General features: G+C 53.1%; 24 protein-coding genes and 1 other annotated feature. Of the genes, 3 read left to right on the top strand and 21 right to left on the bottom strand.

What is annotated here, in order from left to right; all coding sequences use genetic code 11:
- Position 1: 1 nt before the first annotated feature.
- Positions 2-475, bottom strand: a complete 474-nt coding sequence (locus NR121_RS03030) for an ACT domain-containing protein (RefSeq protein ID WP_054819709.1) — start codon at positions 473-475, stop codon at positions 2-4.
- Positions 476-619: 144 nt separating this feature from the next.
- Here NR121_RS03030 and NR121_RS03025 point away from each other — a divergent pair, with 144 nt between their 5' ends.
- Positions 620-1,123: an NUDIX domain-containing protein gene (locus tag NR121_RS03025; RefSeq protein WP_054819708.1), complete on the top strand. Its 504-nt coding sequence runs from the start codon at positions 620-622 to the stop codon at positions 1,121-1,123.
- A gap of 96 nt (positions 1,124-1,219) precedes the next feature.
- The gene (locus NR121_RS03020) at positions 1,220-2,005 is read left to right on the top strand and encodes an ABC transporter ATP-binding protein (protein WP_256830438.1); all 786 of its coding nucleotides are present in this window, start codon (positions 1,220-1,222) and stop codon (positions 2,003-2,005) included.
- A gap of 65 nt (positions 2,006-2,070) precedes the next feature.
- Here NR121_RS03020 and NR121_RS03015 read toward each other — a convergent pair whose 3' ends face one another.
- The 20 genes from NR121_RS03015 to NR121_RS02920 form a co-directional block, all read right to left on the bottom strand.
- The gene (locus tag NR121_RS03015; protein ID WP_054819707.1) at positions 2,071-3,126 is read right to left on the bottom strand and encodes an anthranilate phosphoribosyltransferase; all 1,056 of its coding nucleotides are present in this window, start codon (positions 3,124-3,126) and stop codon (positions 2,071-2,073) included.
- Positions 3,127-3,193: 67 nt separating this feature from the next.
- Entirely contained in the window at positions 3,194-5,323 is a 2,130-nt protein-coding gene (gene nasC, locus NR121_RS03010) for an assimilatory nitrate reductase catalytic subunit NasC (protein WP_062410986.1), read from the bottom strand.
- 42 nt (positions 5,324-5,365) lie between these two features.
- A complete protein-coding gene (locus NR121_RS03005) occupies positions 5,366-6,598 on the bottom strand; it encodes an MFS transporter (RefSeq protein ID WP_054819706.1) in 1,233 nt (410 codons plus the stop codon).
- Positions 6,599-6,905: 307 nt separating this feature from the next.
- A complete protein-coding gene (gene obgE / locus NR121_RS03000) occupies positions 6,906-8,207 on the bottom strand; it encodes a GTPase ObgE (RefSeq protein ID WP_256830437.1) in 1,302 nt (433 codons plus the stop codon).
- On the bottom strand, positions 8,197-8,838 hold the full coding sequence (locus NR121_RS02995) for a Spo0B domain-containing protein (protein ID WP_249929608.1): 642 nt from the start codon (positions 8,836-8,838) through the stop codon (positions 8,197-8,199). Before NR121_RS02995 ends, obgE begins: the two co-directional genes overlap by 11 nt.
- A 196-nt stretch (positions 8,839-9,034) precedes the next feature.
- Positions 9,035-9,346, bottom strand: coding sequence for a 50S ribosomal protein L27 (rpmA, locus tag NR121_RS02990; protein ID WP_054819705.1), 312 nt, complete (start codon positions 9,344-9,346; stop codon positions 9,035-9,037).
- 19 nt (positions 9,347-9,365) lie between these two features.
- Positions 9,366-9,692: a ribosomal-processing cysteine protease Prp gene (locus NR121_RS02985; RefSeq protein ID WP_054819704.1), complete on the bottom strand. Its 327-nt coding sequence runs from the start codon at positions 9,690-9,692 to the stop codon at positions 9,366-9,368.
- 6 nt (positions 9,693-9,698) lie between these two features.
- Positions 9,699-10,010 carry a 50S ribosomal protein L21 gene (rplU, locus tag NR121_RS02980; protein WP_054819703.1) on the bottom strand — a complete coding sequence of 104 codons (312 nt, stop codon included), beginning with the start codon at positions 10,008-10,010 and terminating at the stop codon, positions 9,699-9,701.
- Between the two features lie 11 nt (positions 10,011-10,021).
- Positions 10,022-10,108: a sequence feature (ribosomal protein L21 leader region), on the bottom strand.
- Positions 10,109-10,159: 51 nt separating this feature from the next.
- Positions 10,160-11,398 (bottom strand): Rne/Rng family ribonuclease, encoded by a 1,239-nt coding sequence (locus tag NR121_RS02975; RefSeq protein ID WP_171005939.1) that lies wholly within the window; start codon positions 11,396-11,398, stop codon positions 10,160-10,162.
- Between the two features lie 36 nt (positions 11,399-11,434).
- Complete coding sequence (locus tag NR121_RS02970; protein ID WP_137670539.1) at positions 11,435-12,340, bottom strand: M50 family metallopeptidase; 906 nt, start codon at positions 12,338-12,340, stop codon at positions 11,435-11,437.
- Complete coding sequence (locus NR121_RS02965) at positions 12,333-13,211, bottom strand: M23 family metallopeptidase (protein ID WP_054819700.1); 879 nt, start codon at positions 13,209-13,211, stop codon at positions 12,333-12,335. The genes NR121_RS02970 and NR121_RS02965 overlap by 8 nt, the downstream gene beginning before the upstream one ends.
- Positions 13,212-13,469: 258 nt before the next feature.
- The gene (locus tag NR121_RS02960) at positions 13,470-14,621 is read right to left on the bottom strand and encodes an FtsW/RodA/SpoVE family cell cycle protein (protein ID WP_054819699.1); all 1,152 of its coding nucleotides are present in this window, start codon (positions 14,619-14,621) and stop codon (positions 13,470-13,472) included.
- 6 nt (positions 14,622-14,627) lie between these two features.
- Positions 14,628-15,425 (bottom strand): septum site-determining protein MinD, encoded by a 798-nt coding sequence (gene minD / locus NR121_RS02955; RefSeq protein WP_062409250.1) that lies wholly within the window; start codon positions 15,423-15,425, stop codon positions 14,628-14,630.
- Between the two features lie 19 nt (positions 15,426-15,444).
- Entirely contained in the window at positions 15,445-16,110 is a 666-nt protein-coding gene (minC, locus tag NR121_RS02950; protein WP_062409251.1) for a septum site-determining protein MinC, read from the bottom strand.
- Between the two features lie 70 nt (positions 16,111-16,180).
- On the bottom strand, positions 16,181-16,705 hold the full coding sequence (gene mreD / locus NR121_RS02945; RefSeq protein ID WP_054819698.1) for a rod shape-determining protein MreD: 525 nt from the start codon (positions 16,703-16,705) through the stop codon (positions 16,181-16,183).
- On the bottom strand, positions 16,702-17,559 hold the full coding sequence (gene mreC / locus NR121_RS02940; RefSeq protein WP_083351186.1) for a rod shape-determining protein MreC: 858 nt from the start codon (positions 17,557-17,559) through the stop codon (positions 16,702-16,704). Before mreC ends, mreD begins: the two co-directional genes overlap by 4 nt.
- 43 nt (positions 17,560-17,602) lie before the next feature.
- Positions 17,603-18,637: a rod shape-determining protein gene (locus NR121_RS02935; RefSeq protein ID WP_054819697.1), complete on the bottom strand. Its 1,035-nt coding sequence runs from the start codon at positions 18,635-18,637 to the stop codon at positions 17,603-17,605.
- 285 nt (positions 18,638-18,922) lie between these two features.
- Entirely contained in the window at positions 18,923-19,612 is a 690-nt protein-coding gene (gene radC, locus NR121_RS02930) for a RadC family protein (RefSeq protein WP_054819696.1), read from the bottom strand.
- A gap of 57 nt (positions 19,613-19,669) precedes the next feature.
- Positions 19,670-20,281 (bottom strand): Maf family protein, encoded by a 612-nt coding sequence (locus tag NR121_RS02925; protein ID WP_074727148.1) that lies wholly within the window; start codon positions 20,279-20,281, stop codon positions 19,670-19,672.
- Between the two features lie 164 nt (positions 20,282-20,445).
- A complete protein-coding gene (locus tag NR121_RS02920) occupies positions 20,446-20,688 on the bottom strand; it encodes a DUF4321 domain-containing protein (protein WP_054819695.1) in 243 nt (80 codons plus the stop codon).
- A 158-nt stretch (positions 20,689-20,846) separates the two neighbouring features.
- On the opposite strand from NR121_RS02920, the gene NR121_RS02915 reads away from it, so the two are divergent.
- Positions 20,847-22,145: an N-acetylmuramoyl-L-alanine amidase gene (locus NR121_RS02915; RefSeq protein ID WP_256830433.1), complete on the top strand. Its 1,299-nt coding sequence runs from the start codon at positions 20,847-20,849 to the stop codon at positions 22,143-22,145.
- Positions 22,146-22,282 lie beyond the last annotated feature (137 nt).

Below are 22,282 nucleotides of genomic sequence, written 5' to 3'. Positions count from 1 at the left end.
ATTAGCCCTGCCCGACAACCGCGGCGCGGCTGACGCCTTCCTGGCTCCGCAGCTTGTCAAGCAGAAAAGCGACATTCTCGCCCATCATGGACGTTTCCACGGAAATGACCACATTGGCCACTCCTTGAAGCGGAATCGTCTGGTGAATCGTCAGCACATTGCCCTCGAGTCCCGCAATTAGGGCAAGAACCCGGGACAAAATACCCGAACGGTGTTCCAAATCCATGGAGATCGTGACGATCCGCTCACGGTCGAGCTTGCTTAACGGGTAAATGCCATCCTTGTATTTATAGAAGGCGCTCCGGCTCAGCTCGACCTGCTCCACCGCTTCGTGAATCGTCTTCACTTCTCCGCGGGCCAGAAGCTCCTTGGCTTGCACCGTCTTGATCAGCGCCTCCGGCAAAATATCCTCGCGCACCAAGAAATAACGCTCGACGCCATCCGTCTTTTCCTCTGCGACATGTTTGTCCGGCACGGTAACAGTCCTCTCTATAAAGACGATTGTTTTTACCTAGTGGACATTATAACGTAAAAAGCAGTGTTCGGGCAATAGGCTTTCCCATGTAAAATATGATAAATTGGTAAAGAAGCATAAATGCGCCAAAAGGAGAGAGCCGGATTGATTCGAGCCCGCATGATCGCTACTGCGCTTCTTTTTCACGATAATGATTTGCTGATGATGAAAAGGTCACTGACACGCACCCTTTCACCAGGTCTGTGGGCCGCAGTCGGAGGACATTTGGAGCCGGAGGAAATCAATGACCCTCAAGCCGCCATCCTCAGAGAAATTCACGAGGAGACGGGACTGCTTCCCGAAGATATCGCCGACCTCAGGCTGCAGTACATCCTGATTCGGCTGAACCAGAAGGAGGTCCGGCAGCAGTTTATTTATACAGCCAGCGCCCTGCGGCGCGACGTGGGCCTGACGGAAGAAGGGGAGCTCCATTGGATCCCCCGCGAACAGGTGCTGAACCGCGAAATCCCTTTTATTTTTCATCGTTTGCTGGAGCATTATTTAGAACGGGGTCCAAGCCGTCATGTGTGGGTTGGAACGGCCGGTTATGACGGAGACGGAAAGGCAACGGTTCACTGGACCGAACTGGCGGACCCGCAGCAGGTGTGAGCAGGCGGCGGCTTGAAAAAGAGCCCGGCCGCTGCTTGAATAAAGTAAAAGCGCTTGAGGGAGAACATCGGACAAGAAGAGAGGAGAAAAACAGTTGTGAATACGGCCTATACGATTGAAGTGAAAAATCTCAGCTACCGCCGGGACGACAAAACGCTGCTGAGCGGCATCGAATGGAAGGTCCGCAAAGGAGAGCATTGGGCTTTGCTCGGGCTCAACGGCTCCGGTAAAACAACGCTGCTGAATATGATTACAGGCTATTTGTGGCCAACCACAGGCGTCATTAGCGTTCTTGGGGAAACGTACGGGTCCGTCGATCTGCGGGAGATGCGCAAATCGATCGGCTGGGTCAGTTCCTCGCTCCAGGAAAAACTATACGCCAGCGATAAAGCGCAGGTCGTTGTACTGAGCGGCAAATACGCCACCATCGGTTTATACGATAAACCCGACGAGAAGGACTATGAACAAGCCTCGGAGCTGATGAAGCGGCTGGGCTGCTCCCATCTGTGGGACCGGACATACCAAACGTGCTCCCAAGGGGAGAAGCAGAAGCTGTTGATCGCCCGTGCATTGATGGCCAATCCACGGCTGCTGATTCTCGACGAACCCTGCAACGGACTCGATCTCTTTGCACGGGAGCAGCTACTGTCGAGCATTGCGGGCCTGGCGGAGCGGCCTGATGCCCCTACCATGCTCTATGTCACGCATCATACGGAGGAAATTCTGCCCGTCTTCACCCACGTCCTCCTGCTGCGCCGCGGTGAGATGTTCGCAGCTGGAGAAACCGGGAAGCTGCTTACCGACGATACGTTATCCGACTTCTACGAGATGCCGGTGGAGGTGCGCTTCCGAAACGGCCGGGCTTGGCTTGCCGTAGTGTAAGCCTCTTGACAAAGCCGGGCCGCAGGCCCGGCAAATCAAGCACTACAGCGTCCGATTCACTTTATTCATCCGTTCGCCTGAAGCCGTCCTCCATAGTCGCTTCGGCTGCTTAAATCGCGCCATTTGTCCAGCAGCTTCTGCGCTTCCTTGCGCTGCAGCAGCGATCGTGCGAGCTGAAAGCCTTCCTCATACGATCCCACCTTATCGAACCAATACAAACGAAGTCCGGCATTAAAGATCACATGATCCCGCTCATTGGCAATTTCCGGGGAATCGTCTCCTTGTACGATTCGGGTCAACAGCTGAAGCTGCCGCTCTTTGCCGCATTTTTCAAGCGGGACCCCGTGAAAGCCGAAGGTGGCCGGATCGATCGTGCTCGCTTCATCGCCCCAAGGCGTTACTTTACGGATGGAGCTGTTCTTGTAGATGGGCAAATCCTCGGATCCCTCCATACCTTGCACAATGTAGGCGGTCTCGAAGCCCGATTTCGGCAGCAGATGGATCAGATGATCAATCGCCGTCTTATGATTGACTCCGATAATGATATTAAGCGAATGCACCGGATTGATCACTTTCTCCACTGTATTGAAAAAGGTTCTGAGCCCCATCTGCTCCCTCACATGCCTTACGCGGCCAAAGGGCGGACAGATCAGGTCGGTCCATATAAATCCGATATTGATGCTCATAAAGATCATTTCCCACTCCTTCGCCTGCAGACCGACCCGAATCCCCAAGCCTTCAAGAAGCTCTTTCAACGATTGCCCGAGCTTCGGAGGGAGTGAATCGCTGCCGTGCAGCACCTGCGGGAACCCGACGGATGCCAGCAGCAGACTGACAGGGATCGTCACGGGAAAGTACACCCTTCCATCGTAAGGTCCGGCACAGTTCAACGAATGCGAAAAAGAACGGTACGGCAGGGAATATTTGCGAAACACATCGATGAAACCCATCATCTCCTCATCCGCCTCGCCCTTCATCCGCATGGCCATCAGGAAGGCCGCCGTTTGCGCATCCGTAGACTCGCCGCGGGCGATGGCATGAGCGGCGGCTACCGCCTCGTCGTAGGTTAAATGCCTTGAACCCGTTTTTCCGGTGCCTACCGTTTTAATCCATTGCTTCATGATGGTCTCCTCCCCCGGGAAAGTCTAAACAAAAATGGAAAAGAGCGCGTGAAGACGCGCCTACAAATTAACCCGGCATAATGTTTACCGCGCATACTTTGAACTCCGGCATGCGGCAGGCCGGATCAAGCGCCGGATTAGTCAGCCGATTAATGCTCAGATCATCACCCCAATGAAAAGCGACAAACACGGTGTCCTGACGGATTTTGGCGGAATATTTCACTTTGAGCCGGATCTCCCCCCGCTTCGAGGCTACCTTGGCATGGCCGCCATTGATCAGTCCGATCTCCCCCGCCGTTTGGGGATGAATCTCCAGCAGCGGCTCGGGATATCTGGAGTTCAGCTCCGGCGTGCTGCGGGTCTGTACACCGGATAAATAATGCTGCAGCACCCGGCCTGTCGTCAGCAGAAAAGGATATTTTCTGCTGGCTGGTTCTTTCGGGCTCTGATGCGCTATGGGTGCAAGCCGCGCCCGGCCGTCTTCATGTGCAAAGCGCCGTTCGAACAACCGGGGCGTCCCCGGATGCGCTTTCTCCGGACACGGCCAGAATATCCCGCTTTCCTTCTCGATCCGATCGTAGGTCATCCCGTAATAATCCGCTTTTCCTCCTTTGGAGGCCAGTCTCAGCTCGTTAAAAATATCCTCGACACTTGCGTACCGGAAATATGGCCCCTTACCGAGAACCTCCGCGATGTCACAAAGAATTTTCCAATCCAGCCGCGCTTCGCCGGGCAGCGGCCTGATCGCCCGACGCACCATGACCCTGCCCTCCAACTGTGTGATGGTGCCTTCATCCTCCAGATAGGAAGAACCCGGCAGCAGCATATGCGCATGCCTTGCCGTTTCCGTTTCGAACAGATCGATAACAAGCAAAAATTTGAGCTTTTTCAGCGCCCGTTCGACCAAATGACTGTTCGGATTCGATACGACCGGATTGGACGCAAGAACAATCAGGCCCTTGATCTCTCCCCGGTCAATCGCCTCCATCATTTCATAGGCGGACACCCCTTGACGGGGCAGCTCTTCTTCCGGGATTCCCCAAACCTTGGCAATGTAAGCCCGGTGTTCGGGATTTTCTATCATGCGGTAGCCCGGAAGCTGGTCCGCCTTCTGACCATGCTCGCGTCCTCCTTGTCCGTTGGCCTGACCTGTAATCGCTCCATACCCGCAGCCGGGCTTTCCGATTTTTCCCGTCAGCAGCACCAGGTTGAGGAAATTTCTGACGTTGGCGACTCCGCTGGCATGCTGCTCTACGCCCCGCGCCGTGAAAACCATCCCCGTCTCCGCCTGCCCGTACATCCGGGCCGCTTCGACAATCAGCCGGGAAGGAATCCCGGTAAGCTCGGCAACCTCGTCCAGGGAAACCTGCATCAAATGATCCGCGAGCTCCGCAAACCCGTTCGTCCGCTCCTTTACAAAAGCATGATCGACATACCCTTCCTCCACAATGACCTTGAGCAGCCCGTTCACAAGGGCCGCATCGTAGCCGGGTTTGATCTTGAGATGAAGATCCGCAATGGAGCAGGTTGCCGTTTCCCGCGGATCGATCACGATGATTTTACAGCCCTCCTGCCTTGCCTTGCGAAAATACGGCATAATCGTCGGTTGGCATTCGGCAATGTTCGTGCCCGCCAGAATAATGCATTTGGCTAACGGCACCTCCGACAGCGGATTCGTCAGCCCGCGATCCACACCAAAGGTGAGGTTCGACGCCCCGGCGGCCGCCGACATGCAGAAGCGGCCGTTGTAATCGATATATTTGGTCTGCAATGCGACCCGCGCGAATTTCCCCAGCAAATAGCTTTCTTCATTTGATAATGAACCGCCGCCATAGACGCCAATGGCATCGTTACCGTACTGTTGTCTTATGCCTTCGATTTCCGCTTTCACCCTCTCCAGCGCCTGATCCCAAGATACAGGACTGAGCGTACCGCCGATCCGGATCATCGGGTATCGCAGCCTCCGGTCGTGGGTCGCATGCACATGCGCGTTCAACCCCTTGACGCAGAGCCTGCCGTCCGTAACCGGATCCTCCTTGTTCGGGGTGACCGAATAGCGGCTTACCATGATCGACTTTTCCTCATGCAGATTCATCGTGCATTGCACACTGCAGTAAGGGCATTCGGTTTTGACCGTTTTTTCTCTGGATGCCAAAGCAGCCTGCCTCTTTTGAAAATGCCTCAGAAATTCGCTCATCGTTCTTTCACGCACCTTATCGTTCACCTAAGTAGCTTTCGATTAAAAATTGACGCCCGAGTCCGTCGTAGCCCAGGACTTCCTCCAGCTGCGGGTCACCGTGTAAAACACAAGCGTAACGACCAGTACGATGGAAGCCACCACGATAAAGCCGGTCACGTGTGTTCCCGTCGCCTGCTTTAACGGACCCAATATGTTGTTGGGCAGCAAGAATCCGCCCAAACCGCCCGCTGCCCCTATGATCCCCGTCACCACTCCGATTTCTTTAGGAAAGCGTTGAGGCACGATCTGGAACAGCGAGCCGTTGCCCATGCCCAGGCATGCCATCATAATACTTGTCAATACCAGCATAACCATAAAGGAGCCCGGCATTGTCGAGATGGCGAAAGCGCAGAGCGCCACGGCCGAATACAACCCCAGCATGAAGCGCATGCCGCCGATACGGTCGGCGATATAGCCTCCGATCGGCCGGAAGAAGCTGCCGGCAATGACCGTAATCGTCACAAGATAGCCGACTTCCACCCGGGTAATTCCGCCCTGTACCGTTTGATCCCCGTACACATCGTAAAAGAAAATGCTGAAATAACTGGAAAATCCGACGAATCCTCCGAACGTAACGGCATAGAATACGCAAAACCACCAGGTGTCGGCATATTTGAAGGCGGCTAAATAATCCTTAAGCTTTTTGGGTTCCGGCTGATTCGGACTGTCCTTTGCCATCAGGGTAAATGCGATCAGTACGAGAACAAGCGGAATGATCGCCATTCCGAATACGTTGTGCCAACCGTACGAGGCCGCCAGCTGCGGTCCAAAGAAGGTTGCCAGTGCCGTACCGCTGTTGCCTGCTCCGGCGATTCCCATCGCAAGCCCTTGATACTGCGGCGGATACCAGCGGCTGGCCAGAGAGAGGGATACGGCGAAGCTTGCTCCCGCAATACCCAGAAGAAAGCCCAGAGCTTGCAGCTGGCTGAAGCTTGTGCCGCCAAGCCAACCCCACAGAAGCGGAATGATCGTCAGCACCATCCCGATGATGCCTGCTTTCCGGGAGCCGATCCGATCGGCCAGAATCCCCATCGGAATCCGGAACAGGGAGCCGCCGAGCGTCGGAATGGCGACCATTGTCGCTTTCTGGGCATCCGTCAGGTTAAAATCCTTAGTAATGTACAGCGAAAGCGCCCCGCAAAGAACCCAAATCATAAAACTGACATCAAAATAGAGGAATGATGACAATAAACTTGGGAAATGACCTGCCTTGCGAAAGTTTTTTAGATCCACTCCACTCTACCTCCCATAATTTTACCTTGTTTTCTCTCTTTTTGTCTAGTTTGTGTAAAGATTAATTACATGGTTATACTATACAATCGGAAAACAGAAAGTTCAATAGGTTTCCCGAAAAAAAGTTCATGTTTTTCTTGATGAATATTTTAATGATTCATATTTTACTACTTATTTCTGTTTATTGACGAACATTAGATTCAATTCTAAATATTAATGTACGTGTTTATTCACAATAAAAAACACCAACCTAACATGTTTGTGACATGAAAGATTGGTGTTGGCGGCAAGTTCGCTATCGGTCATCCTATTCCTGCTCCACGAACTCAAATTCATAATCACCGATTCGGATCGTTTGACCATCCTTGGCGCCGCGTTCGCGAAGTGCTGCGTCGATCCCTTTCTTTCTTAAAATACGGGCAAATCGCATAACGGATTCATGAGTGCTGAAGTTGGTCCGTTTGATCAGTTTCTCTATACTTGGACTTTCAATAACAAAAGCCTCGTTATCCCGGCGAATGGTAAAGTCTTCCCCTTCTTCCCTTTCCAGCCGATATACCTTACGTTCCGATAAGTCAGCCAATTCTTCCACCAGAGGCATTTCAGGAATCGTTTCCAGCTGGTCGGCCACTTTATACAGCAATTCCTGCACACCGCTTTTCGCTATAGCCGAGATCGGGCATATCGTCACATCACGGCCCGTTTCGGCAAGCCGCCGCTTAAACTCGGCCAAATGCTCCTCCGCACCGGGCATATCCATTTTATTGGCTGCAATGATCTGAGGGCGTTCTTCCAGCTTGGCGTTATAAAGTTTCAGCTCACCGTTGATTTTTTCCCAATCCTCGAAAGGATCGCGACCTTCCGTACCCGCCATATCCACGACATGGACGATGATGCGGGTGCGCTCGACATGACGCAAAAATTCGTGCCCCAGGCCGACGCCTTCGTGCGCCCCTTCGATAAGGCCCGGAAGATCGGCCATCACAAAGCTGCGTCCGTCCCCGACCTCGACAACGCCCAAATTTGGCGTAAGCGTCGTAAAATGGTAAGCCCCGATCTTCGGCTTGGCCCCGGATACAACGGATAACAGGGTCGATTTCCCCACGCTCGGAAAGCCTACCAGGCCCACGTCGGCCATTACCTTGAGCTCCAGCACCACCCAGCGCTCTTCGCCTTCCTCACCGTTCTCAGCGATTTCGGGAGCCGTATTGTTCGCCGTCGCAAAGCGGGTATTCCCACGGCCGCCGCGTCCTCCTTTGGCAACAACGACCTCTTGGTTGTGCCGCGTCAGATCGGCGATGATTTCCTGCGTATCATCATCGATAACAACGGTGCCCGGAGGCACTCGTACAATCAGATCCTCCGCATTCGCTCCGTGCTGGCTTTTGTTGCGGCCTTTTTCGCCGCGCTGCGCTTTAAAATGCTTTTGATAGCGAAAATCAACCAAGGTACGAAGTCCCTCATCAACACGAAAAATGACGTCGCCTCCGTCGCCTCCGTCGCCTCCTGCGGGACCGCCTTCCGGAACGTACTTTTCCCTCCGGAAAGCAACCAAGCCGTCGCCTCCGTCGCCGCCCTTCACATAAATCTTGGCCTTATCAACAAACATCACAGTCACCCTCTTTATGTATCACATCCGCGTAGGTCCAATAAAGCTTCCATACGATCTTACGTTCCCCATTTTGCGCCTCGAGCTTTGAACCGCCTTCAGCCAGCCGCTTGGCGTTTAGCTGCGCTTCCTTTTGTGCTATGCGCTCATTGATGTAAGCTCCTTCATATACAGCCGTCAGCAGCAGCCGCTGCCCTTCGCGGCTTAGACGAAGAACAAGAAAGCTTTCATCTTCCATTGAAACTGTCGCCTCTTCTTTAAATGCATCAAGCACCGCAATAATCTCTTCGGCGGATGCCTCCGGATGCTCCAACTCCGAAAGGTGAACTTCTTCTTCTAACCGGATGTCAAGCGCAAGCTCCTTCACCTCGGCTTGAAACGTCAGCAGATGCAGGATCAGATGGGGAATTCCCAGCTTGGAAATATAGCTTTCCTGTTGTACTTTCGCTTTTATTTTCTCCATTAACGGTGATAATTTATCATACTTTTTTAACTGCACGTATCCCATGAGAATTTGAATATCGTTCATCCAATCGTGACGGTAGTGGTTAAACAAACGAAGTATACGCTGGTCCGGATCGTCATTCAAGGGATCGGTTATAGAGGTACGGCCTTGAGGTTCCAATGTCATGCCTTTATCTCTCCGTTTCCGGTTCATCCTTCATCCATACAGTATATCATTTCGGCCATCAAAACTCATCCTATTGTCCAAACCGTTCAAACCGGACCTTCATCCGACGACTCAGTCCCCGGCAACAAATCCGTTTCAGAAGCAGAAAAACCCCGGCGAACATCGATCGCCAGGGTTTTGGTCGTTGACGGGTAATTTACACTTCTACCGCGGCGGCTACCGGAGCAGTCGTCACAGGGTAGACGCTCACTTTCTTGCGGTCGCGGCCATAACGCTCGAATTTCACAATGCCTTCAACCTTTGCAAAAAGCGTATCGTCGGAGCCGATACCCACATTGTTGCCCGGGTGAATTTTCGTTCCGCGTTGACGCACCAGGATGCTGCCTGCCGTTACCTTTTGCCCGTCGGCACGCTTCACGCCAAGACGCTTCGCAATACTGTCACGGCCGTTCTTCGTGGAACCTACACCCTTCTTGGATGCGAACAACTGAAGATTTAATTGCAACATGTCTGACTACCTCCTTACTTCAATGATATGTTATTGCTATATATGCGCCATACGATTGTTCTATGGTTTGCAGCATGACTACCATACCTTCCAGCAGTAGCTGCATCTTTGCGTCAATTTCCGCTTCCAGCTCTTTGGGAATGGTCACCAGAAGCAAACCATGCTCCATATCGGTGCCCAGCACGTGTCCCGTTAAAGCTTCAACGGCATTTACCGCCCCGACAGTAACGGCAGAGACACCGGCACAGACAATATCCTTACCGGGTTCGTCATACTCTGCATGACCTTCCACGCTAAAGCGTTCGATCCGTCCGTCCTGTCCACGATAAATCTCGATCCGAATCACGGTTTCTTACGCCTCGATCTTCTCGATGACAACTTTCGTGTAAGGTTGACGATGACCTTGCTTGCGGCGATAGTTTTTCTTCGCTTTATACTTGTAAACGATGATTTTCTCGCCTTTGCCGTGCTTCTCCACTTTCCCGGAAACCGAAGCGCCGGAAACCAGCGGAGCGCCAACCACCAAACCGCTATCTTTGGAAACGGCCAGCACACGGTCAAATTTCACCGCTTCGCCTTCGCCTGCGTTCAGCTTCTCGACGTATACAACATCGCCTTCCTGAACCTTGTACTGCTTTCCACCTGTTTCAATAATTGCGTACATTGTTGCACCTCCCCATGTCTCAGACTCGCCTAAAGCCAGGTGATAAGACCTTTAAGGCCTTATGCTTCATGACCCGCTTCGCGCGGTTACAGCATGCTATAGCAACACACTAAAATATCTTATCACATAACGGTCTTTCAATGCAACGCCTATTTTATGAAATCGGCAAAGCCGCTGCCGCCGCAAGCCGAACACGGCTCCGGCGCTGTCGTTTCCATGCTGTCGCGGACCTTTTTGCGAGTCAGTTCAACAAGACCAAGCCTAGTCCAGCCGACAACCACCGTTTTGGTGCGGTCCTTCCTCGTTTCCCGAATGAGCTCTTCAAGCACCGCTTGCCGGTAATCGTCCGTTTCCATATCGATAAAATCAATGATGATCAGTCCCCCGATATCTCTCAGCCGCAGGAGCCGGGCAATTTCCCGCGCCGCCTCCATGTTCGTATCGAACACCGTGCGCTCCAAATCGATCGTTCCGGTATATTTCCCCGTATTCACATCAAATACGGTCAGCGCTTCTGTCCGGTCTATAATCAAATACCCCCCGTTATCCAGCCATACCTTGCGTTTCAACCCGTTCTCCAGCTGCCTGGCAACCGATTCCCCGATGGACCGATCCGTTGCTGACTGCAGCTTCACTCTTTCCGCAAGCCCTGAAGAACCAGCGGGAATCAGTCCGCGAATTTCCTGCAGCGTTCGTTCGGAGGTCACAATGAGCTCCTGAACATCGTCCCGGAACAAATCGCGAATGAGTCTGGGAAGCATCTCCAAATCGCTGTATAGCAAACGCGGCGCCGGCGCGTCCAGCTTGGCGGCTTCCTCCAGCTGGCGGTAGCGTCCGCGCAGCTCGATCAGATCGGCGGCAAGCGCTTCTTCCGATTCCCTGAGAGCCGCCGTCCGTACGACAAAGCCTTCGCCAGGTTGTAAATGCCGCTCCGCTATCCGTTTCAGCCGGTCCCTGTCCGCCGGGTTCTCAATCTTGCGTGAGACGCCGATATAATCGGCATGCGGCATGTACACCCCGTAACGGCCCGGGATGGAATAGTGCGTCGTCACCTTGGCACCTTTATTTCCGACAGGTTCCTTGACGACTTGTACCATAATTTGCTGTCCTTCCTTGACCAAATCATGAATGGACGGCTTTTCCTTCGGCTGCCTGTCCATATGGGCCGGCAATACATCGTCGATATACAGGAATCCGTTCTTCTCAAGGCCGACATCGACAAAGGCCGACTGCATGCCCTGCAGCACCCGGACGACCAGCCCGATATAAATGTTGCCGGCCAGCTGGCCCTGATTCCGCTTTCCTTTATAATATTCCATCAGCTTGCCGCTCTCCAGAACGGCGACCTCGGTATGCTCATCATCGCTATTGACCCATATCCGTTTCATGTCCAGCAACACCTCGGCCTTATTGTACCATATTCCTCAGACGAAAAGCTCGGAAACCGCCCTTCCTCTTTTTGTCTCGTCAAAATAAGAATCGAGCAGCGTACGTTCGGGTAAAACATGGCTGATATACCCGTGATCGTCAAGCACATAAATCAAATGATAGCGATCCCGCATAAACAACCGCACCACGTCCGCCACTTTGCGCCGGCCGTGAACCACAATCGGTCCGGCGGGGGCCCCCTGCACCCATGCTTTTTTGAGCCGTGACTCCCTGTGAACCAAAAAACGCATGAACCGGTAAGGAAGTCCCCGTAACTCGTACCAATTCGAGAAGCATAAAAATAAACCAATCATCAGCCAATTGAGCTGAATGCCGCCCTGCTCCGTCGACAAATGAAAGGCGGATGCAGCGATCAGCAGAACACTGAGAAGCAGGCTGGCTACGGCGGCAACCTGCAGCGTCTTTTGGTAGGGCAGCCATAATCCGACCAGTGTCTGCATGACCTTCCCGCCGTCCAGCGGCAGCACCGGCAGAAGATTAAAAAGCGCAATAAGCAGATTCGCTTTGACAAAATAGGCTCCCCATTCCGCCGGGAGCAGGCCATAAGCCGTAAGCACAACCGCGACCAGCATCATCCAAAGGTTCTGCAGAGGTCCGGCCAAGGCAACAACCAGATCCTGGACGGCGGGTACGCCGCCCGGCTCCTCTACTACCGCCACCCCGCCGAAAGGCAGAAGCTGTACTTCCTTCACACGCCAGCCGAAGCTTTTGGCGGCAACGACATGGCCCATTTCATGAATAAATACGATGCCGAATAAGGTAACTGTTTCGATAAAATATCCCGTCAGCACGGAGATCAGCAGCATGATGGAAAAGAGCGGGTGAAAACGGTATTTGACCCCGTACCAGACATTCCAGGACAGCCTTTTTCCCCTAATCAAAAGGGACCACGTCCGTCGGATCGACAGGATTGCCGTCTTTTGAAACGGCAAAATAAAGCGATCCGGACGATTGTCCTTGCCGCGGCGGGGATACCGTTCCGATCGTTTCTCCCCCTTTGATCCAATCCCCGACTTTCACTTTCCCCTGCTCCAGCTGCCCATAGACCGATTCCATGCCTGACGAGTGGCGAAGAACGACCGTAAACCCCGTATCCTCCCTCAGCCCCGCAAAGGTAACGAGCCCCGTGTCCAGAGCCGATACCGGGGTTCCCGTCTTTGCCTCTACAAGTACTCCTCCTTGAACGGGAGTAAAGGCAGCGATCAATTTCCCCTGGACAGGAGGGAAATAATGTCTGGAGCCAGCGGACACTTTCTGCGCATCCTGATGCTTTGACGAATCGAATACGGGCAGGAAGGACGGTACGCTGCCGAACGTAACCTCATACCAAGCGGAGAGGAAGGCTGTGTCGAACGACTCCGTCAGCGCGCCCGTTACCACTTCTTTTCCTTTATTAGCCAACGGGTGCTCCACTTGAAACATGCCCCACACCAAAGCAAATAAAACACCGCTCAGCATGATTCGGACGGCCAAACGGTTTGTCCGAGGCTCTGACGGGCCTCCGCCGTTTTCATCGTAGGAATGCTCATACCGCGACCACTCCCGCTGCAGCTTGCGCTTCCATTCCACCTCGGGATCATGCCGATGTTCTATCGCCCTGCCCCAATCCATTTCCGGCCCATTTAAGCTCCTCTCAGCCGGAAATTCCATATGAGAAGGTTCCGGCCCCCCATACCTACGGCGCGGACCGCCTTCCTGAAGCTTACGGATTTTTTCCATCCGCCGCTCGCGAACGTTTTTCCTCGTCTCCATCCCAATACTCCCCCTTGCCGCAAGAGCTTGCCTATTCCATCCTATGAGCTTGTACCCGCAAATATACGAGTTCCAACGGCACTCGGCAGCAAGAAGGTTTGCGGTCCTTTTCCGCACCCTATAATGAAAAAGGATGAGGCGCCGTGAACACGGCTCCCCACCCTGCTTTTAGAATTAGCGATGATGACGGCATGCCAAAAGGACTTGGCGGACCACTTGCCGCAAAGTCCCTTTACTTCCGAATTTGCCGATGCCGCATCATTCCTCATCGAGCAGTTTATCGTCATGCAGACGGACGCTCATCACCAATCCCATCGCGACCATATTAATCAGCAGCGAGGTGCCTCCGTAGCTGATGAAGGGAAGCGTAATTCCCGTGAGCGGCATAATGCCGATCATCATTCCGACATTCTGGAACACTTGATAGACCAGCATGGAGACAATGCCGATAATCATGTATGAGCCGGTATAATTATTACAATAAAGAGAAATCAGAATCATGCGGTAAATCAGGACAAAATACATAAGCAGCAAAATCGAAGAGCCGACAAAACCGAACTCTTCTCCTACCACTACAAAGATGGAATCCGTATAGGCAACGGGAATAAACCCGCTGTGGATGGATGTTCCCTGCAGATAGCTTTCCCCTAGCAAGGATCCGGAGCCAATGGCGCGAATCGCATTGTCCACATGATATTTCGCATCGTTGGTCGCGGCGGAAGGATCGATTAAGGTAAGAATCCTTGGCATCCAGTGCGTGGATATGCCTTTGGCCACAAGGAATTCCTTCAGGGGATCGTGGTACAGCTTGAATAAATATAAAAACAGATAAGCGAACCCGACAATCAAGCCCCCGCCAATAACACCGTGCGTCCAACGGATGTTGCCGATCCAAATCATGCCAAGCAGGATGACGCCCAATATTATCGCATTACCCAGGTCCGGCTGAATGACGACCAAGCCAATGGGCAGTATGCCGAGCAGGAGGATCGGGAGGACATCCTGAGTCAATCCCAGCGTCTCCCCCTTGTTGCGAGCCATAAAAGCCGCTAAACTAATGATCAAAATGATCTTCACGAGCTCGACCGGCTGAAAATCAAGTCCAAACGGCAGCTTGAACCAGCCTCTTGCTCCGTTAATTCTGGCGCCGAAGAAATAAACGGCAACCAACAGAAAAATTCCGATACCATATAAATAATACCAGATTTTCGCCAACACTCTGTAATCCAAAAGGGTCGTAACGAAAAAGGCGGTAAGCGAAATAATATAGATCACCGTCAGCTTCACAGGGTCAAATACTTCGGAGTGATTATATCTCGTCGCGCTATAAAGCAGAAGCGTACTGATCACCATGAAAGAAATAAGGATAAGCACGATGGTGAAGTCGATTTTTTTTAGTTTGTGCAGCACCTTGCGTCATCCTATCCCAAGAAACTTTTTCATTCGAGTGAAGACACCGGTTTTTTCTTCCATAGGCATCAGCGGAACGGAATCTCCAAGAATACGGCGTGCAATGTTCCGGTAGGCAATAGCGGCGCGCGAGTTCGGGTTCATGACCGTAGGCTCTCCGATATTCGCCGTTTTAATGACATATTCATCGTCAGGCACGATGCCCAACAGGTCGATGGCCAGCACGGAACAGATCTCATCGATATCGAGCATTTCCCCTTTTTTGACCATGTTCGGGCGAATCCGGTTGATGACGAGCTTCGGCGACTCCACATTCGGCTCTTTCTCAAGCAGCCCGATAATCCGGTCTGCGTCCCGTACGGCGGCGTTTTCCGGCGTAGTCACGACGATCGCTTTGTCGGCCCCTGCCACTGCGTTCTTGAAGCCCTGCTCGATACCTGCCGGACAGTCGATAATCACATAATCGAAATCGCGTTTGAGCTCCAGTACAATTTGTCTCACCGCGTCGGGTGATACCGCATGCTTGTCCTTTGTCTGTGCCGCAGGCAGCATATAAAGCTCGTCAAACCGCTTGTCTTTCACCAAAGCTTGCGGCAGACGGCAACGGCCTTCGGCCACGTCGATCAAATCATAAATGATCCGGTTTTCGAGACCCATGACCACATCGAGGTTGCGGAGACCGATGTCCGTATCCACCATCACGACCTTCTTCCCCTGCAGCGCCAAAGCCGTCCCGATATTGGCGGACGTCGTCGTTTTGCCAACGCCCCCCTTGCCTGAAGTAATGACGATTGCGTCTCCCATAGGTTCCTCTCCTTATCCTTCAAGTGCGCCCAAATAACCCAAACTTGTACAAGTGATGGATTTTGTCGATCTCCATTTTACCGTCTTTTACATAAGCGAACTCCATATAAGTATCGAAGCTGTCGCTAAGATCCCACTCATCCGGGGGACGGCTGATAATTCCTGCAATTCTAAGCTGCGTAGGCCGCATATGAGAAGCTGCGATGACAGCCTTCTCATCCCCGTCCACGCCCGCATGCGCCATACCGCGCAGCGAGCCCATAATATAGATGCTTCCCGAGCTGAGAATGGTTCCGCCCGGGTTCACGTCTCCTAAGAATAAAATATTCCCTTCATGCGAAAGCGTCTGTCCCGATCGTACCATTCCCCTTACCAATTTGACGTTCCCCGGGTCCGGTTCCGTTCTTTCCAGCGACGGGTCCTGCGTTTCGACCGATTGGACCAGCAGGTTGCCTCTGCAGCTGATGATGCTGCGTACCTGTTCTTTCTGCTCTTCCGTTACCGCGCGGCTTCCCAGCTTCACATGCACATGAATGATCGGCCCGGTCAAAATCTGTTGATGCGTTTTTTCCAGCTTGTGTTTTAATTCCGCTAGGACATCAGAGAACTCGCAGGTATCGTCAAGCAAAAATACGAGTCCGTCTTTTACGCCTTTTATCGTCACATGATGCTTATTTGCAGACATAACCGCTCTTACCCCCTAAGCCTATACAATTCGGCTTGGCGACGGCGTTCTCCTGCTCCTCCACAGAAAATTATTCTTCTTTCCTCTGCTTTAAAGAAAGTCCCTCAAACAGCTTCCGCATCGGAACATAAACAGCAAGCGCAAACAGCAGGTTAATCAGCATGCTCGGCAGCATTTGATAAAAGAATACCCACTGGAACTCCGTATGAATAACGCGAAACAAACGATACAAACCGAATATGACCGAATCGTAAAACAAATTTCCCATACCGATCACAAGCATGCTGATCACGATGCTGGAATACACCCGGCCCTGCAGGAGACCGGCCAAATAACCGGAGAGACCAAGTCCGAACGAAACCGGGCCGAGCATGGGTGAATAATGAATGAAATCCTGCAGCATACCGAAAATAAGTCCGAACATAAGTGCCGTATGACGATGAACATACAGCCCGATATATAGAACAATGACCAGCAGGAGGTGCGGAACGACATATACCTTCGTTTGCCAGGCTGTTGGAATCAACCAAGGCACCAGGCTGCTCTCAAGTAAAAACAGACCGCCCAAAATCAACCAAAGCTTCGTATGATTCATGACGACTCACCCAGCTCGGGCACTTCTACGACGAACACTTCGCGAAGATGGTTAAACGAAGCGAAAGGCTGAATGTTGGCCACGTAGGTGATGCCGAATTCGCCTTGCTTTTTCTCGACCACCTTTCCTACTTCGATGCCGCTCGGGAATACCAGACCTCTTCCCGAAGTAATGACCGTATCGCCGGGCTGAATCGGATCCTTCGGATCAATCTTGGTCATCAGCAGCGTCTGCGAATCAGAATCGAACGTCTCAATGAAGCCGAACGATTCGTTCTCCTTGCCCTTCACCGTTACGGAGATCGCTTTGGACTCCAGCGCCGCTTTGTCGTCAATTCCGGTAAGCAGCTGTACGTCGGAATAAAAAGAAGATACGCCGACCACCCTTCCGATCAGGCCCTCCACCGACATGACGGCCATATTGGGCCGGATTCCGTCCTTTTCGCCCAGATTGACCGTCATCATCTTATTGCCCTGATTGAAATAAACGACCTCGGCTATCCGGAATTTATAATCGTTCATTTGCTTCTGCCGTTCGGTAAAACCCAGAGCATCCTGCAGCCGTTTGTTCTGCTGCTCGAGGTCGTTCAATCGGGTCGTATCGCGGGCATACTTGGTCAACGTCTGACGCAGCACCTGATTTTCTTCATAGATAGTACGCAGCTGTCCGATATTTTGAAAAAACCCGACGATGGCGCCGACAGGCTTGTACACCAGTCCCTGGGTCCAAGAAATGGTATCCTTCAGAAACTTTTCCGGCCATGTATTATAATTTCGCTGCCCGGACGTAAGACCCATCAGCACAATAAAGCAAATCAGGCCCAGCATCAGCAAGAGCAGCCTCTTATTCCCCATTAATCTCAATGCTTACACCTTCCAATACGAGAGGCTGTAATTTTTAACGCCGGGCTTTGACGGCAGGACCGGACCTCGTCTTGAACAAGTGAATGTTGTCAAGCGCTCTCCCTGTGCCGATCGCAACGCAATCGAGCGGATTGTCGGCCACCAGCACAGGCATCCCCGTTTCACGGGAAAGCAGCTTGTCCAGATTGCGAAGCAAGCCTCCGCCGCCCGTGAGCACAATACCCCGATCCATGATGTCGGCCGCAAGCTCCGGAGGACATTTCTCAAGGGTTATCTTTACGGCATCCACAATGCTGTTCACCGTATCTGCAAGAGCTTCGGTAATTTCATCCGAGGTCACGGACATCGTTTTGGGCAGCCCCGTCACCAGATCCCGGCCCCGGATTTCAAATCTCTGCGGCGGGTCCAACGGCAGCGCGGAACCGATCTCCACCTTGATTTGCTCCGACGTCCTCTCACCGATCATCAAATTGTAGGTGCGTTTGATATATTGAATAATCGCCTCGTCCATCTCATCGCCGGCTACACGAATGGAACGGCTTGTGACAATACCTCCGAGGGAAATGACGGCCACCTCGGTCGTACCGCCGCCAATATCGACCACCATGCTGCCGGTCGGCTCCCATACCGGCAAATCGGCGCCGATCGCCGCTGCGAACGGCTCCTCGATCGTATAGGCGTCCCGGGCCCCGGCCTGCCGCGTCGCATCCTCCACCGCGCGTTTTTCCACTGCAGTGATCCCGGACGGAACACACACCATCACGCTGGGGTGACGCTGAAACAAAAAGCGCTGCTTTTGCGCTTGACGTATAAAATATTTGATCATCGTCGCCGTTGTGTCAAAATCGGCAATCACACCGTCTTTCATCGGACGGATGGCCCGAATGTTGCCCGGTGTGCGCCCGATCATTTTCTTTGCGTCGTTGCCTACCGCTTCGATGGTTTTCGTATCGGTGCGAAGTGCAACGACGGAAGGCTCGCGAACGACGATACCTTTGCCTTTGACATAAACCAATGTGTTGGCCGTCCCCAGGTCAATCCCCAGATCTTTTGTAAATCCTCCGAACATGGTTGGTGCTCCCTTCTCTATTAAAAGACGCGCATTCCGCGGAATTAGTTTTCAATTTTGATTAAAAAAACGGATTTTCAGCCGCTTATTTCAGGTACCGCCTTAAGTATGAAGCGTCATTCCCAACATAAGCCCATCCAATTCCGTGATTTGGCATTATAAACCTCTGACCGTCAAAAGAAGATTCGGAGGGATTCGCTTTCTGATGCTTTCAGAAAAGCCCCCGCCGCAACCTCCGTGCAGCTTTGCCGAATCGTCTTTGATCAAGAAGCCTTACTTATTATATTACATCAATCCAAGCTCCTTCAAACTTACGAAGCGTTGATCGCCGATCACGATGTGATCCAGCACATCGATCCCTACGATGTCGCCTGCTTGCACAAGCCGCTTCGTAATTTGGACATCTTCCGGACTCGGAGTCGGATCGCCGCTCGGGTGATTATGAGCGCAAACAATGGAAGCGCTGCTGCGCTTAATGGCTGCGCGGAACACCTCGCGGGGATGAACGATGGACGCATTCAGACTGCCCATCGATACGGTCTCCTGACCGATCACATGATTTTTGGTATTCAGAAACAGACAAACAAAATGCTCTTTTTGCAAATAACGCATGTCCTCCATCAAAAGTGACGCCACATCCTGCGGAGATCGAATCGTAACCGTTTCGTTCATGGCGCTTCGGGCAAGCCTGCGGCCCAGCTCGATGCCCGCTTGAATCTGCAGCGCTTTGGCCGCGCCGATCCCTTTGATTTGGGTAAACTGCTCGATGCTCATGTCGGTCAGGCTCCTCAGCCCGCCGCTTTCCTTCAATAACCGATGCGCGACATGGACGGCCGATTCCTGAAACGTGCCCGTTCTGAGCAAAATCGCAAGCAGCTCCGCGTTGCTTAATGCTTGAGCCCCATACTGTATCATGCGTTCTCTAGGTCGTTCTTCGTTTGGGACATCGCGCAATGTATAATTGAGCGATTCCATGCATTCCCCTCTTTCATATAGTCTTTGTTCGAGCATCCATTATATCATGACACCCTCTCAAAAAACAGCCACAGAAAAACGTTCGAGCATATCGGAAAGCAGCGACATCGGAAGACCCACGACGGTAAAATAATCGCCCTCGATTCTCTCCACAAGGGTTGCGCCGAGTCCTTGAATGCCATAGGCTCCGGCTTTGTCCTTTGGCTCTCCCGTTGCGATATAACGACGAATTCGTTCATCCGTGAGTGCCTTCATCCAAACGGACGTCCGCTGATGGTCTACATGCCTCTCCCCGGTCTGCAAATCGATGCAGGCCACGCCGCTGTAGACATGGTGCTCCCTTCCCTGCAGGGACTTCAGCATGCGGAAAGCGTCTTCTTCGTCCTTTGGCTTGCCGAGCGTTTCACCGTTCAAAACGACGATCGTATCCGAACCGATGATAATGCCGTCCCTGACCCCCGAACGATCCGCTTTACAACGTTCGTATACAGCCGACGCTTTGCGACCGGATAGCCGCTCCACAATGTGTTCCGGCGCAAGTCCCGCTTCTATCGTTTCGTCCGCGTCGCTGGCGATGATTTGATAGGGCAGCTGCAAGGAGCGGATCAGCTCCTGCCGCCGCGGGGATGAGGAAGCCAGAATCAGCGTTTTGGTTGTGGTTATCGACATAAAACGTTCCCTCGTTTCGAAATTTTATATGGTGGTTTGTCCCCGAAAATCCCCGGCTGTCCGGACATGACGGATGAAGGAAAAACGAATGAAGCCTGATGAATCCTCTATGTGAAACGCGCATGCCGATCCGCTTCCTTCACCGGAAGCGGACAGCTCCTTGTCTACAGCCTGCGATGCACCCAGAATCCGAGCGCCAAGCCCGCAATGCTGATCAGATTCAGACGGATCTGAAGATCCAGATCGTATTGGATCACAATCAGATCGGCTTTAGGCTGCCAGCTCAGCGGCACCGACTTGGTCAGGAACGACAATCCCGGATATGGGGTAAGAAGCTGGCCGACCAGCGTTCCGGCAACCAATCCGACAATCAGGAAGAGAATGAGCGTAAGCATATTCTTTTTCAAGTGTAGGATACCTCTTTCGGGAAAAAATTACTAATCTGATTTTCTATGTATGCCACTGGCTATTATATCACACTTGTCCGTGGCGACGAACGAGTATTGTCTGGAAAGGAATTATGAGGAATGCTATCTGCTTACGGAAGAAAAGGTGAACTTGGATCATGGTAAGAAAAAAAGGCAAGCCGTTGCGAAAACCGTGGATGCGCACCGCTATTTTGGCGCTGGGTCTTCTGGTGCTGCCCGGCCAGGCGATGGCCGCGAAAATTGTCGTCGATGCCGGTCACGGAGGCCGTGACCCCGGCGCCATTGGCGTAAACGGTCTTCAGGAGAAAACGGTCAATCTGGACATATCCCGCAAGCTGAGAGATCTCCTGATACAGCGGGGATACGAGGTTACGATGACAAGGGATTCCGATGTGTATCTCACCCTGAAGGAACGGGTCGACTTTACGAAGGCGCAGCATGCGGATTTGTTTGTTTCCATCCACGCGAATTCGATCTCCAGTCCCGGAACGCGCGGTGCGATGGTGCTTTATTATGACGATGCGTATCCTCAATCGAGCTATCCTGCAAGTCCAGAGATGAGGGCCCTTACGCCTCAAAGCCGGGAGCTGGCGACCAAGGTGCTGAACTCCCTCGTCCAAACGGCGGGGCTGGAAAACCGGGGCATTGTACCGAGCGCGGTCTATGTCGTACGTATGGGCAACATCCCGAGCATCCTCGTGGAGACGGCGTTCCTGTCGAACCCTGAGGATGCGGCTCTCCTGGCATCGAATCAGATGCGCCAAATCATGGCTCAGGGCATTGCCAGCGGCATTGAAGCTTATTTGCCGCCGAATATACAGTTCCCCGACACCCGGGGACACTGGGCACGCGAAGCCATCCTGCGGTTGAATGCGCAGGGCGTGGTGGAGGGCGTCGGCAAGAACTTCGAGCCGGACCGCATGCTGACGAGAGCGGAATGGATGACGCTGCTCGGACGCATATTCGACCTGCCGGCGGCGAAGCCGGCAGGGGGCGCTTGCGGCGACGGCGGCAAGGACACGGTCGCCGGCGCCGTCTACCGCGACGGCGGATGCGACGCCGCGCAGGGGGCTGCCGCGTTCCGCGACGTGAACGCGGGGCACTGGGCCTTCGCCGACCTGGACAGGGCGGTGAAGGCCGGCGTGCTGGAGGGCTACCCCGACGGCACGCTGCGGCCCGACCAGCCCGTGACCCGGGCGGAGGTAGCCGCGCTGTTCCAGCGGCTCGCGAAGCTGCCGCTGATTGAGCTTGCGCCGGGCTCGCAGCGGCCGTTCAAAGACATACCAGCAGGTTACTGGGCGGAGGGAGAGGTAGCCGCGTTGAAGCAGGCCGGCTGGATTGACGGTGTAACGGCAGAGCGATTTGAGCCTGAACGCTCCATAACACGGGCCGAATCCGCCGCACTGATCGACCGCTACATAGCAAGCCGCAAGTAACCTATCAGGGACGCCAGTGCCTTGTATCTGCTTGGGGTTACGGTAAAAAGGGCGGTAAATCGGCTCTTCATATCGTACATGAATAAAACAAGCTCACCTTTCATTCGTCACGGCGAATCAGAGGTGAGCTTGCTTTT

It is taken from the genome of Paenibacillus sp. Pae15 (genome assembly GCF_024519685.1).
GTDB lineage: Bacteria > Bacillota > Bacilli > Paenibacillales > NBRC-103111 > Paenibacillus_G > Paenibacillus_G naphthalenovorans.
The sequence above is the reverse complement of the archived record's forward strand: the minus strand, read 5'-3'. Positions and strand labels throughout refer to the sequence as shown.

Coding starts and splice junctions, on each gene's coding strand:
- NR121_RS03015 (WP_054819707.1), bottom strand. CDS start 3,126: ATGAAGCAATGGATTAAAACGGTAGGCACCGGAAAAACGGGTTCAAGG.
- nasC (WP_062410986.1), bottom strand. CDS start 5,323: ATGAGCGAATTTCTGAGGCATTTTCAAAAGAGGCAGGCTGCTTTGGCA.
- obgE (WP_256830437.1), bottom strand. CDS start 8,207: ATGTTTGTTGATAAGGCCAAGATTTATGTGAAGGGCGGCGACGGAGGC.
- NR121_RS02995 (WP_249929608.1), bottom strand. CDS start 8,838: ATGACATTGGAACCTCAAGGCCGTACCTCTATAACCGATCCCTTGAAT.
- rpmA (WP_054819705.1), bottom strand. CDS start 9,346: ATGTTGCAATTAAATCTTCAGTTGTTCGCATCCAAGAAGGGTGTAGGT.
- rplU (WP_054819703.1), bottom strand. CDS start 10,010: ATGTACGCAATTATTGAAACAGGTGGAAAGCAGTACAAGGTTCAGGAA.
- NR121_RS02975 (WP_171005939.1), bottom strand. CDS start 11,398: ATGAAACGGATATGGGTCAATAGCGATGATGAGCATACCGAGGTCGCC.
- NR121_RS02965 (WP_054819700.1), bottom strand. CDS start 13,211: ATGGAGACGAGGAAAAACGTTCGCGAGCGGCGGATGGAAAAAATCCGT.
- minD (WP_062409250.1), bottom strand. CDS start 15,425: ATGGGAGACGCAATCGTCATTACTTCAGGCAAGGGGGGCGTTGGCAAA.
- minC (WP_062409251.1), bottom strand. CDS start 16,110: ATGTCTGCAAATAAGCATCATGTGACGATAAAAGGCGTAAAAGACGGA.
- mreD (WP_054819698.1), bottom strand. CDS start 16,705: ATGAATCATACGAAGCTTTGGTTGATTTTGGGCGGTCTGTTTTTACTT.
- mreC (WP_083351186.1), bottom strand. CDS start 17,559: ATGGGGAATAAGAGGCTGCTCTTGCTGATGCTGGGCCTGATTTGCTTT.
- NR121_RS02935 (WP_054819697.1), bottom strand. CDS start 18,637: ATGTTCGGAGGATTTACAAAAGATCTGGGGATTGACCTGGGGACGGCC.
- radC (WP_054819696.1), bottom strand. CDS start 19,612: ATGGAATCGCTCAATTATACATTGCGCGATGTCCCAAACGAAGAACGA.
- NR121_RS02925 (WP_074727148.1), bottom strand. CDS start 20,281: ATGTCGATAACCACAACCAAAACGCTGATTCTGGCTTCCTCATCCCCG.
- NR121_RS02915 (WP_256830433.1), top strand. CDS start 20,847: ATGGTAAGAAAAAAAGGCAAGCCGTTGCGAAAACCGTGGATGCGCACC.